Here is a 12,127-nt window from a genome sequence, read left to right on the forward strand (position 1 = left end):
GCCTCCTCCCCCCCTTCGTCCGCCCCCCGTCGCAGTCCCAGGTCCGTCATGAGGGACAGGGCCGCCCTGTGGCCCGAGCTCAGGGCGCCCTGGGCGGTGCTCGTCGCGCGGTGGTCGCCGCAGACGTACAGGCCCGCGAGCAGACGGACCGAGCGGTGCCCGTCGTGCGGTGGGGGCATCGAGGGGACCGCGTCCGGCGTGTGACGCAGGGCCAGCAGCTCCCACTCGTCCGTCGACGTGCCGTACAGCGTCGCGAGGTGCTTGCGGACCCGCCGTTCCGTGTCGTCCGGCGGCGTTCCGAGCACCGTCGAGGTGATCAGCGTCCGGCCCTCCGGCGCCCGCCCCGGGTCCACCGCGCTCATCACCGCCGTGTGGGACACCGGCCCGCCCGGGTCCGCCTCCAGGAGCAGCGTCGGGTCCGCCGTCGGAGCCAGAGGAGCCGTCGGCGCCGTGTGGTGCAGCACGGTCACGGAGTGGAAGGCCGGCCGGCGCAGACCGGGCAGCAGCTCGGCGGCCGTCCGCGCCCCCGTCGCGAGGACGACCGACCGGCACCGGAACACCCCGTGCTCCGCCGTCGTCACCCGCGAGATCGACGCCTCCGTGACCCGGACCCCCGTCCGGACCGTGCCCGCCGGCAGCGCCGCCGCGAGCCGCTCCGGGAGGGCGGCCGCCCCGCCCTCGGGCACCGCGAGCCGGCCCCGGGCGAAGGCGCGCAGCGCCAGATCCGCGTGGCGGCTCGACATGCCGAGGTCCGGGTCGCCGAGGAGCGCCGCGAGCAGTGGCCGCAGCACGCCCTGGACGGTCCTGGCGGGCAGCCGCGCGGTCAGCGCCTCGCGCGCGGTCCGCTCGGGGCGGGCCAGGATCCGCTGCGTCGGGGTCGCCGCGAGCCGGACGAGGGACGCGCCGAGCCGCGCCTGGTCGAGCGAGGCGGCCGGACGACGGGGGGCGCTCGCGAGGGCGCGCGCCACGCTGAACGCTCCCCCCACGCTCCGGTGCCCCGCGCTCCGGGGCACGCCGGCCGTCCGGCGCGGGTGCGGGGCGCCCCACCGCGCGTACCGGCCGTCGCTGTGCACGAGCACCCCCGGGGCGAACGGCCGCAGCACCAGGCCGTCGAGCCCCGGGGTGGCCCGGAGTTCCTCGTACGACAGGGTGAGCAGCGGTCCCACCCGGTCGAGCAGGAAGCCGTCGACGGCCTCGGTCGCCATCCGGCCCCCGACGCGGGGTTCCGCCTCCAGGACGATCACGGAGAGCCCGGCGTCGGTCAGCCGGCGGGCCGCGGCGAGTCCCGCGACCCCGGCTCCCACGATGACGACGTCGACGGTTTGCGTGATGCCGTGGTCGACGTCGACGTTCGTACGCTGTGCGGTCCTTGCGCTGTCTGCGCTGTTGAGCACGTGCCCCTCCCCAGGTCGGCGCGGCCGGTGGGAGGCCTATGCCCCCAACGGGCCTCCGGAATGCCCGAGTTCGCCGTTCTCGTCGAGCCTAGGCAGCGGTCCCGCGGGTGCCAGCCGCGCGCACCGGGGTGCGTGCGGCACGGGGGAGCACGGAGGGGGAGCGAAGGAGGGGGAGCGGTGCGGGGTTCAGCGCGCGGCGGCCCTGATCGAGTCGTCGATCGTCGGGAACGCGAAGTCGAATCCGGACTCCAGCAGCCGCCCCGGCAGCACCCGCTGACTCCCCAGCACATCCTGTGCGAAGTCCCCGAGCACCACCTTCAGCGCGGGCGCGGGCACGGTGAGGAGGGTCGGCCGGCGCAGAACCCGCCCCATCGCGGCCGTCACCTCGCGGTTGGTGACGGGGTCGGGGGCGGTCAGGTTCACCGGTCCCGAGAGCGCCGGGGTGTCGATGAGGTGGCGCAGGGCGGCCACCTCGTCGTGGAGGGAGATGAACGACCAGTACTGGCGGCCGTCGCCCATCCGTCCGCCGAGTCCGGCCCGGAAGACGGGGAACAGCCGGCCCCACGCCCCTCCCTCACGCGCCACCACCAGGCCGGTACGGGCATAGGTGACCCGGATGCCGACCTCCTCGGCGGGGGCCGCGGCGGCCTCCCACTCCACGCAGACCTCGGGCAGGAAGCCCGTACCCGCCGGGGCGCTCTCGTCGACCGCGCGGCTGCCGGTGTCCCCGTACCAGCCGAGCGCGGTGCCGCACACCAGGCTCTCCGGCGGCTCCGCGAGGGAGGCGAGCGCCTGGGAGATCGCCGTCGTGCCGAGGACGCGGCTGTCGCGGATCTCCTGCTTGTACGCCTCGTTCCAGCGGCGCTCGCCGACCCCGGCGCCCGCCAGGTGCACGACGGAGTCCACGCCGACGAGCCCGGCGGCGTCCACGTACAGCCGTTTCGGGTCCCACTCGACCTCGTCGGCGGTCCGGGCGGGCCGGCGGACGAGCCGGACGACGTCATGGCCGTCGGCGCGCAGGGAGTGGACGAGGGCGGAGCCGATGAGCCCGGAGGCACCGGTGACGGCGACACGCTTGCGGGTGGCGGAACGCTGCATGGGCACCATCCTGCCCTCCGGGGCGGGCGCGTGGCACAGTGGCCGTCATGATCGTGCCGGAGACGCTGATACGTACCGCCGAACGCGCGGACGACGCCGCCCTCGCCGAGCTCGACCGGGCCGCCTGGTCGACCCTGCACGCGGTGCTGCCCGCCCCGGTCCCGCCGTACGAGCCCTTCTTCGACGACCGCCATCTGCCCGGGGACTACCTCCTCGCGACGCGCGAGGGGGCGATCGTCGGCTACATCAGGGTGGTGCCGCCGACCTCGCTCGCCGCCACCGCCCATGTGCGGCAGATCCAGGGCCTCGTGGTCGCCGAGGCCGCGCGGGGGCACGGCGTGGCGCGGGCGCTGCTGCGGGCCGCGATGGAGAAGGCCCGGGCGGACGGCGCCGTACGCATGACCCTGCGGGTGCTCGGCCACAACGCCCCGGCCCGCGCGCTCTACACCTCCGAGGGCTTCGCGGTGGAGGGCGTGCTGCCGGGGGAGCTGTTCCTGGCCGGGGAGTACGTGGACGACGTCCTCATGGGCCGGTCGCTGACTTTCCGCTGACGTCCGGGTTCAGGAGCCGCATCCCGCCCATCAGTTCGCGCAGGCACCGGACCGCGAGCTCCGCCGGGGCGCCCTCGCCCCGTACCGGCGCGTCCGTCTCCGCCCAGCTCTCCAGGGCGATCCGGATCGCGTCCGTGGCCGCCGCGGCCGTGAGCCGTACCTCCAGCGGGTCCGCGCCCGGACCGGCGAGGCCGGCGACGACCTCGCGCAGTCGCTCCTCCGACTCCTGGTTGACCCGGTACCAGACGGCCCGCAGTGCCGGGTCCTGCGCGGCCGCGCGCAGCAGTCCGCGCGTCCAGCGCAGCCCTTCCTCGGCCGCCGCGTCCGCGGGGGTCAGGGAGGCGGTGATCGAGCGTTCCAGGGCCTCGGGCAGCCCCGCGCCCGGTTCCGGAGCGCCGCCTTCGCCACGTCCGGCGGCCGCGCCACCCGTGGCCGGCGCGGCAGTCGCGGCGAGGAGTTCGCGCCAGCGGTCGCCGCCGCCCGCGAGGAGCGGGGCCACGGCGTCCTGCTTGGAGCGGAAGTACCGGTAGAAGGTGCGCAGCGCGACCCCGGCCCGCAGGGCGATGTCCTCGGCCGTGGTGCCGTCGGGGCCGTGCTCGGTGAAAAGCTCGGCGGCGGCGCGCGCGATGTCCAGCTGGGTCGCGGCCTTGCGGCGCTCCGTCAGCGTCCGGGTGGGGGGCGTGGCGCCCTCGGGCTTGGTGCTCACCGTACGAAGCGTACGCCCGCGACTGCCGACGGTGCACATCGTGCAGGTATGGCAAAACGTGCCACTCGGGCGTACGGTGGCAGCATTCCCCGGGAACCTCCGACGTCCCGGAAGCAGGATTCCCGGAAGCTCGACATCGAGAGGTTGCCGCCATGAACCAGCTGACCCGTTACGAAGGACGCCGCGCTCTGATCACCGGCGGCGGCTCCGGCATCGGCCAGGCCACCGTCCTGCGCGTGCTCGCCGAGGGCGGCCGGGTCGTCGCCGCCGACATCAGCGAGGACGGCCTCAAGGACACCGTCGCCAAGGCCGGTGACGCCGCCGACCGCCTCACCACCGTCGTCCTGGACGTCGCCGACGAGGCCTCCGTACGCGCCGGTGTCGCCGCCGCCGTCGAGGCGCTCGGCGGCCTGGACGTCCTGGTCAACGCCGCCGGCATCCTGCGCTCCTCGCACACCCACGAGACGAGCCTCGACTCCTTCGAGCAGGTGATACGGATCAACCTCACCGGCACGTTCCTGGTGATCCGCGAGTCGATCCCCGCACTCCTGGAGGGCGAGGGCTCCGCCGTCGTGAACTTCTCCTCGACCTCCGCGATGTTCGCGCACCCCTACATGGCGGCCTACGCGGCCAGCAAGGGCGGCATCCAGTCCATGACCCACGCGCTCGCCGCCGAGTACGCCAAGCAGGGCATCCGCTTCACCGCCGTCCAGCCCGGCTCCATCTCCTCCGGCATGACCGACGGTACCGGCGCCAGCCGTCAGAGCGTCGGCCCGGGCATCCCCGAGGACGCCGACTGGTCCCTCTTCGGGAAGCTCGCCCCCGCCCTCGGCCAGGGCTTCGCCGGCCCCGAGACCGTCGCGGGCGTCGTCGCGATGCTGGCGTCCGAGGACGGGAAGTTCATCACCGGCACCGAGGTCCGCATCGACGGCGGCACGCACTTCTGAGCGGCGCGGCCGGTCCCGAAGGGCGGGCCGCCTTCGTGGCGCCGGCTGTGGGCCGCCCTTCGGGACCGGAGCCCGGGGCCTTCTCCCGGGCGTGGCGACCTACTCCGTCCCGAAGCGCTCCCACAGCCGGGGGAAGCGGGCCTGGAGGACCTTGTCGTCCTCCAGGTCGAACGGGGTCCCCAACGGCTCCCCGCCCGGCATCGGAATGCCCAGGTCCGGGGTCTCGGCGCCGGTCAGCTGCTCGTACGCCTCGTCCGCCGCGAAACCGATCTCCTCGCCGTCCCCGTCGATCTCCACGTCGAAGTCGCCGAGCAGTTCCGCGAGCGCGTCGGGATCGTGCACCGCGCCCTCGTACACCTCCCGGCCCTGGCCGATGAGCCAGCAGCGGAACGAATCGAAGATCTCGTCGCCGGCCCCGTCGAAGAGCACCGCCGCCGCGCCCCACAGATCCCAGAGGTACGCGCGGTTGTAGCGGGCCTCGAAATGGCGCGCGTAGTCGAGCACGGAGTCGGGGTCCAGCCGGGTCAGCCGTTCCACGAGCAGGTCGGCCTGTTCCTCGGGGTCGCCCTCGGCGTCCTCGCGGCTGGCGTCGATGATCTCCCAGAACTCCGTCTCGTCCATCACGGGACCAGCATCCTGGTTCGGGAGGTGCGACGCACCCGGAAAGCCCGAAATGAAACCGGACAGAAGATGTCGTACTTTCCTGCGAGTCTGGTGCGCATGACGACGGAGACGAACGAGACGAACCAGCCGAAGAGCCTGCGCGGACGGATCTGCCTGGTCGCCGGGGCGACCCGGGGCGCCGGACGCGGCATCGCCGTCCAGCTCGGCGCGGCCGGGGCCACGGTGTACGTCACCGGGCGGACCACCCGCGCGAGGCTCAGCGAGGTCGGCCGGGCCACCGAGACCATCGAGGAGACCGCCGAACTGGTGACGGCCGCCGGCGGCGAGGGCATCGCCGTCCCCACCGACCACCTGGAGGTCGAGCAGGTGAAGGCCCTGGTCGACCGGATCGACCGGGAGCACGGGCGGCTCGACGTCCTCGTGAACGACGTGTGGGGCGGCGAGCACCTCCTCGTCTTCGGCAGGAAGACCTGGGAGAGCGACCTCACCGGCGGCCTGCGGATGCTGGAACTCGGGGTGCGGACGCACGCCATCACCTCCCACACGGCGATCCCGCTGCTCATCCGGAACCGGGGCGGCCTCGTCGTCGAGGTCACCGACGGCACGTCCGAGTACAACGGCACCCGCTACCGCGAGAACCTCTTCTACGACCTCGCCAAGAACGCCCCGATCCGGATGGCCTTCGGCCTCGGCGAGGAACTCGCGGAGTACGGCGGCACGGCGGTCTCCGTCACCCCCGGCTGGCTCAGGTCCGAGCAGATGCTCACCGCGTTCGGCGTCACCGAGGAGAACTGGCGCGACGCCGTCGAGAAGATCCCCGGCTTCGCGATCGCCGAGTCCCCGGTGTACGTGGGGAGGGCCGTCGCCGCGCTCGCGGCGGACCCCGACCGGCACCGCTGGAACGGACAGTCGCTGTCGAGCGGTCAGCTCGCGGGGGAGTACGGCTTCACCGACGCGGACGGCTCACGGCCGGACGCCTGGGGCTTCATGCTCGCCGACGAGAAGGGCAGCCCGGACGTGAACGACTACCGGTGACCCTCACGCGTACCGCGAGGCCATCGCGCGGGCGGCCGCACCGAAGCGCTCACGCAAGGAGGCCGGGGCGAGCACCTCGGCCTCCGGGCCGAGCGTGAGCAGCTGGGAGAACGCGACCTCCTCGCTCTCCACCGGGAGGACCACCCGGAGCCCGCCCTCCTCGGTGACCGCCGCCGCCAGCGCCTCCCCGGCGGCCGCGCGGTCCGTCACGTACGGCAGTCTGCGGGCTCCCGCCTCCGTGAGCCGTACGACGATCTCGGCGCGCAGGATCGACCGGGCGAACTCGGCCGCGCGCTCGGCCCAGAAGGCGGACAGGTCGAAGGCCTCGTCCCGGTCGAATCGCTCCACGGCGAGGGCGACGGAGGCGAAGCGGTCCACCCGGTAGGTGCGGAACGCCGTACCGGACCGCGCGCACAGGTACCAGACGCCCGCCTTCAGGACGAGGCCGTACGGGGCGAGCTCGCGCTCCACCTCACGGTCGCCGCGCCGGTAGCGGGCCGAGATCATCCGGTCGTCCCAGACCGCCCGCGACAGGCGGCAGCAGCTCCGGGGTCTCCGGCTCCTGGTACCAGCCCGGGGCGTCGAGCAGAAAGCGCTGCGCCACCGAGTCCGGGGCGTCCCGCAGCGACGGCAGCAGTGCCGCGGACACCTTCAGCCGGGCCGCCGACGCAGCGTCCTCCAGGCCCATGTCCCGCAGCGCGCCGGGCAGTCCGGACAGGAACAGCGCCTCGGCCTCGCCGCGCGCCAGACCCGTGAGCCGGGTGCGGTAGCCGCCGACGAGCCGGTACCCGCCGGCCCTGCCCCGGTCCGCATACACCGGAACCCCCGCCTCCGAGAGGGCGAGGGCATCGCGGGTGATGGTGCGCTCCGACACCTCCAGCTCGGCGGCGAGTTCGGCCGCCGTCATCGAAGGACGGGACTGGAGGAGCAGGACCATCTTGATCAGCCGGGCGGCGCGCATGAACCCATCATGCGCGCCCGCACCGACAACCGGGCAGCGCCTACAGGCCGTAGCGCTCGCGCGCCTCCTTCACGGCCGAGGCCGGGACCTCGCCGCGGCGGGCGAGCTGCGCGAGGGCCGCGACGACGATCGACTGGGCGTCGACACCGAAGTGGCGGCGGGCCGCGTCACGGGTGTCGGAGAGGCCGAAGCCGTCGGCACCGAGCGAGGACCAGTCCTGCTCGACCCACTGCGCGATCTGGTCGGGGACCTGGCGCATGTAGTCGGAGACCGCGAGGACCGGGGACTCGACGCCCTCCAGGGCCTGGCGGATGTACGGCACCCGCTCCTCGCCGCGCAGCAGCGCCGCGTCGGCCTCCAGGGCGTCGCGCCGCAGCTCCGTCCAGGAGGTCGCGGACCACACGTCGGCGCCCACGCCCCACTCGGCGGCGAGCAGCTTCTGCGCCTCAAGGGCCCAGTGGATGGCCGTACCGGAGGAGAGCAGCTGGACGCGCGCGGCGTTCGCCGGGAGGTCGAGGCCCGCGGACTCCGCCGTGTTGAAGCGGTAGAGGCCCTTGACGATGCCCTCGTCGATGCCGGCCGGCTTGGCGGGCTGCGGCATCGGCTCGTTGTAGACCGTCAGGTAGTAGAAGACGTTCTGGTCCTCGCCCTCGGCGGCCTCGCCGTACATCCGGCGCAGACCCTCCTTGACGATGGCCGCGACCTCGTAGGCGAAGGCCGGGTCGTACGTCAGCGCCGCCGGGTTGGTCGCCGCGATCACCGGCGAGTGGCCGTCGGCGTGCTGCAGGCCCTCACCGGTCAGGGTCGTACGGCCCGCGGTGGCGCCGACGAGGAAGCCGCGGCCGAGCTGGTCGCCGAGCTGCCACATCTGGTCTGCGGTCCGCTGCCAGCCGAACATCGAGTAGAAGATGTAGAACGGGATCATCGCCTCGCCGTGCGTGGAGTACGCGGTGGAAGCGGCGATGAAGTCGGCCATCGAACCGGCCTCGGTGATCCCCTCGTTGAGGATCTGGCCGTTGACGGCCTCCTTGTAGTACATCAGCTGGTCGCGGTCGACCGGCTCGTACGTCTGGCCCTTCGGCGAGTAGATGCCGAGCGACGGGAACAGCGACTCCATACCGAAGGTACGGGCCTCGTCCGGGACGATCGGGACCCAGCGCCTGCCGGTCTCCTTGTCGCGGATGAGGTCCTTGACCAGACGGACGAAGGCCATCGTGGTCGCCATCGACTGCGTGCCGGAGCCCTTGTCGAAGGCGGTGAAGGCCTTCTCGGCCGGGGCCGGCAGCGGGGCGATCGCGTGGGTACGACGGGCCGGGGCCGGACCGCCGAGCGCCGCGCGGCGCTCCTGCAGGTAGCGGACCTCGGGAGAGTCGGCGCCGGGGTGGCCGTACGGCACCTGGCCGTCAGCGAACTGCGAGTCCGAGATGGGCAGTTCAAGAAGGTCACGCATGTTCTTGAACTCGTCGTTCGAGAGCTTCTTCATCTGGTGGTTCGCGTTCTTCGACGCGAAGCCCTCACCGAGGGTGAAGCCCTTGACGGTCTGCGCGAGGATGACCGTCGGCGCGCCCTTGAACTCCACGGCGGCCTTGTACGCGGCGTACACCTTGCGCGGCTCGTGGCCACCGCGCGAGAGGTGGAAGCACTCCAGGATCTTGTCGTCGCTCAGCAGCTGCGCCATCGCGACGAGCGCCGGGTCCTTGCCGAAGAAGTCCTGGCGGATGTAGGCGGCGTCGCGGGTCTGGTACGTCTGGACCTGCGCGTCCGGCACCTCGCGGAGGCGGCGGACGAGGGCGCCGGTGGTGTCGAGCGCGAACAGCTCGTCCCAGGCGTTGCCCCACAGCGACTTCACGACGTTCCAGCCGGCGCCGCGGAACTGGGCCTCCAGCTCCTGCACGATCTTGAAGTTGGCGCGGACCGGGCCGTCGAGGCGCTGCAGGTTGCAGTTGATGACGAAGGTCAGGTTGTCCAGACCCTCGCGGGCGGCCAGGGCGAGGGCCGCGGTCGACTCGGGCTCGTCCATCTCGCCGTCACCGAGGAACGCCCACACGTGCGAGGCGGAGACGTCCTTGATGGCGCGGTTGGTCAGGTACCGGTTGAAGCGCGCCTGGTAGATCGCGGAGAGCGGGCCCAGACCCATGGAGACGGTCGGGAACTCCCACAGCCAGGGCAGGCGGCGCGGGTGCGGGTAGGAGGGCAGACCGTTGCCGCCGGACTCCTGCCGGAAGTTGTCGAGGTGGGCCTCGTTCAGGCGCCCGTCCAGGAACGCGCGGGCGTAGATGCCGGGCGCGGCGTGACCCTGGATGTAGAGCTGGTCGCCGGAACCGTCGGCTTCCTTGCCCTTGAAGAAGTGGTTGAAGCCGGTCTCGTACAGCCAGGCGGCCGACGCGAACGTGGCGATGTGACCGCCGACGCCGTACTTCGAGCCGCGGGTGACCATCGCGGCCGCGTTCCAGCGGTTCCAGGCGGTGATCCGGCGCTCCATGGCCTCGTCGCCGTCGAAGTCGGCGCCCGTCGGCTCGGCTGAGGTCGGGATGGTGTTGACGTAGTCCGTCTCCAGCAGCTTGGGCAGGGCGAGGCCCGCGCCCTCGGCGTGCTGGAGCGTGCGGCGCATCAGGTAGGCGGCCCGGTGGGGGCCGGCGGCCTTGGTGACGGCGTCCAGGGAGGCCGCCCACTCGGCGGTCTCCTCGGTGTCACGGTCCGGGAGCTGGTCGAGCTCGCTCGGAATCTTGCCTACGGGATCGGTCATGATCGCCGCCTTCCGGACAGGTGGGGGTGGAGAAGGGGTGCCTTGTCTGGCAGGACAGGGCGAAGGGCCGGGTAGCGGCCCGCCGAAGACTGTAAACCGGCGATCGATGATCGATCAAAGGGTTGAAGGGGAAAACCTCTTCAGATCGAGAAAGTCGGCACAGGGTGCCGCGAAACGGGGCACCCGGTGCCTTGTTTTCGCAGGTGGGAGCGGGGAGGAGCCGCTTTCTGAGGGGGTGCGCGCACGAATGAGCGGGCCCACCGGAGGGTGGGCCCGCTCACTGTCCGTGACGAGAAAGAGGGTCAGGCGCGCGGCGCGCAGCCCAGCACATGCGCCTTCACGAGCGCGCCGATGTTCGGATCGCCCCGCCGGAAGGCCTCCACCAGCTCCTGGTGCTCCTCCGCGTACGACTTCTGGACCGTGCCCAGCCAGCGGATCGACAGGGCCGTGAAGACCTCGATGCCGAGGGTCTCCCAGGTGTGCAGCAGGACGGCGTTCCCCGCGGCCTTCACCAGCTCCCGGTGGAAAGCCACCGTGTGCCGCACCTGGGCCGTGCCGTCGGAGGTCGCGTCCGCCTCGTACAGGGCCGCCACGTGCGGCTCAAGGGCCGAGCAGTCGGCCGCGAGCCGGCCGGCCGCCAGCTCGGCCGCGATCTGCTCCAGACCGGCTCGTACGGGGTAGCTCTCCTCCAGGTCGGCCGCGGTCAGATTGCGGACCCGGACGCCCTTGTTCGGCGCCGACTCGATCAGCCGCAGCGACTCCAGCTCGCGCAGCGCCTCGCGCACGGGCGTCTGGCTGACTTCGAGTTCGGTCGCGATCCGGCGCTCCACGATCCGCTCGCCCGGCTTCCAGCGGCCGCTGACGATCCCCTCCACGATGTGCTCGCGGATCTGCTCGCGCAGCGAGTGGACGACGGGGACGGTCATGAAGCGGCTCCTCGGGGAGTGTTGACTCTAAAGACAATACGGCGGCGCCCCCGTCCGGAAACACTTCCGGACGGGGGCGCCGCAGGTGAGGCTCGTTACGTTGCCTCGGCGTATGCCTTTCGGCGTACGGCCTAGAGACCGAGGTCGACCTCGAACTCGCCGGCCTCCAGGATCGCCTTGACCGAGGTCAGGTAGCGGGCGGCGTCGGCGCCGTCCACCAGACGGTGGTCGTAGGACAGCGCGACGTACGTCATGTCGCGGATCGCGATCGTCTCACCCAGGTCCGGGTGGTTGATGACGACCGGACGGCGCACGGTGGCGCCGATGCCCAGGATGGCGACCTGGTTCGGGGGCACGATGATCGTGTCGAACAGCGCGCCGCGCGAACCGGTGTTGGAGATGGTGAAGGTCGCACCGGCCAGGTCGTCCGGGGTGATCTTGCTGGCGCGCACGGCGCCGGCCAGCTCCGCGGTCTTCTTCGAGATACCGGCGATGTTGAGGTCGCCCGCACCCTTGATGACCGGGGTCATCAGACCCTTCTCGGAGTCCACCGCGATACCGATGTTCTCGGTGTCGAAGTAGGTGATCGTGCCCTCGTCCTCGTTGATCCGGGCGTTGATGACCGGGTGGGCCTTCAGCGCCTGGGCCGCCGCCTTCACGAAGAACGGCATCGGGGAGAGCTTGACGCCCTCACGGGCGGCGAAGGCGTCCTTGGCACGGGCGCGCAGCTTCATCAGCTTGGTGATGTCGACCTCGACGACCGAGGTCAGCTGGGCCTGGCCGTGCAGCGCCTTCATCATGTTGTCGCCGATGACCTTGCGCATGCGGGTCATCTTGACGGTCTGACCGCGCAGCGGGGAGGCCTCCAGGGCCGGAGCCTTGGCGGCGGCCGGAGCGGCGGCGGGGGCCGCGGCGGCGGCCTTCTTGGCCTCGGCGGCCGCGAGGACGTCCTGCTTGCGGATACGGCCACCGACGCCCGAACCCTTGACGGCCGCGAGGTCGACACCGTTCTCGGTGGCGAGCTTGCGGACCAGCGGGGTCACGTACGCGCCGTCCTCGGCGGGGGCGGCCGCGGGGGTCGCCGGGACCGGGGTGACGACCGCCGGGGCGATCGACGGGGCCTGGGCGGCCGGGGCCGG

10 protein-coding genes and 1 pseudogene are annotated in these 12,127 nt (G+C 72.6%); 3 read left to right on the forward strand and 8 right to left on the reverse strand.

Translation table 11 applies throughout. The annotated features are described in order from the left end of the window. The coding region (locus AOK00_RS19100) for an NAD(P)/FAD-dependent oxidoreductase (RefSeq protein WP_063886625.1) at positions 1-1,394 on the reverse strand (1,394 nt) is incomplete at its 3' end. Between the two features lie 186 nt (positions 1,395-1,580). Further along, positions 1,581-2,501: a TIGR01777 family oxidoreductase gene (locus tag AOK00_RS19105; protein ID WP_079042079.1), complete on the reverse strand. Its 921-nt coding sequence runs from the start codon at positions 2,499-2,501 to the stop codon at positions 1,581-1,583. A gap of 38 nt (positions 2,502-2,539) precedes the next feature. Here AOK00_RS19105 and AOK00_RS19110 point away from each other — a divergent pair, with 38 nt between their 5' ends. After that, positions 2,540-3,043 carry a GNAT family N-acetyltransferase gene (locus tag AOK00_RS19110; protein WP_055601522.1) on the forward strand — a complete coding sequence of 168 codons (504 nt, stop codon included), beginning with the start codon at positions 2,540-2,542 and terminating at the stop codon, positions 3,041-3,043. Here AOK00_RS19110 and AOK00_RS19115 read toward each other — a convergent pair. After that, a complete protein-coding gene (locus AOK00_RS19115) occupies positions 3,015-3,788 on the reverse strand; it encodes a TetR/AcrR family transcriptional regulator (protein WP_055601516.1) in 774 nt (257 codons plus the stop codon). The genes AOK00_RS19110 and AOK00_RS19115 overlap by 29 nt on opposite strands. A 113-nt stretch (positions 3,789-3,901) precedes the next feature. Here AOK00_RS19115 and AOK00_RS19120 point away from each other — a divergent pair, with 113 nt between their 5' ends. Continuing rightward, positions 3,902-4,696, forward strand: a complete 795-nt coding sequence (locus AOK00_RS19120; RefSeq protein WP_107097424.1) for an SDR family NAD(P)-dependent oxidoreductase — start codon at positions 3,902-3,904, stop codon at positions 4,694-4,696. Between the two features lie 99 nt (positions 4,697-4,795). Here the strand turns inward: AOK00_RS19120 and AOK00_RS19125 are convergent, their stop codons facing one another. Next, a complete protein-coding gene (locus tag AOK00_RS19125; RefSeq protein WP_055601517.1) occupies positions 4,796-5,317 on the reverse strand; it encodes a DUF4240 domain-containing protein in 522 nt (173 codons plus the stop codon). Positions 5,318-5,416: 99 nt separating this feature from the next. On the opposite strand from AOK00_RS19125, the gene AOK00_RS19130 reads away from it, so the two are divergent. Beyond that, complete coding sequence (locus AOK00_RS19130; protein ID WP_055601518.1) at positions 5,417-6,355, forward strand: SDR family oxidoreductase; 939 nt, start codon at positions 5,417-5,419, stop codon at positions 6,353-6,355. A 3-nt stretch (positions 6,356-6,358) separates the two neighbouring features. Here the strand turns inward: AOK00_RS19130 and AOK00_RS19135 are convergent. The 4 genes and pseudogenes from AOK00_RS19135 to sucB form a co-directional block, all read right to left on the reverse strand. After that, positions 6,359-7,316, reverse strand: a pseudogene (locus AOK00_RS19135) (helix-turn-helix transcriptional regulator). 40 nt (positions 7,317-7,356) lie between these two features. After that, complete coding sequence (gene aceE, locus AOK00_RS19140) at positions 7,357-10,062, reverse strand: pyruvate dehydrogenase (acetyl-transferring), homodimeric type (RefSeq protein WP_055601519.1); 2,706 nt, start codon at positions 10,060-10,062, stop codon at positions 7,357-7,359. Positions 10,063-10,364: 302 nt separating this feature from the next. Next, entirely contained in the window at positions 10,365-10,988 is a 624-nt protein-coding gene (locus AOK00_RS19145) for a GntR family transcriptional regulator (RefSeq protein ID WP_030314321.1), read from the reverse strand. A gap of 131 nt (positions 10,989-11,119) precedes the next feature. Continuing rightward, positions 11,120-12,127: 2-oxoglutarate dehydrogenase, E2 component, dihydrolipoamide succinyltransferase (sucB, locus tag AOK00_RS19150; RefSeq protein ID WP_063886626.1), on the reverse strand; the 1,008-nt coding region annotated here is incomplete at its 5' end.

The organism is Streptomyces aureus, from assembly GCF_001418135.1.
Lineage (GTDB): Bacteria > Actinomycetota > Actinomycetes > Streptomycetales > Streptomycetaceae > Streptomyces > Streptomyces aureus_A.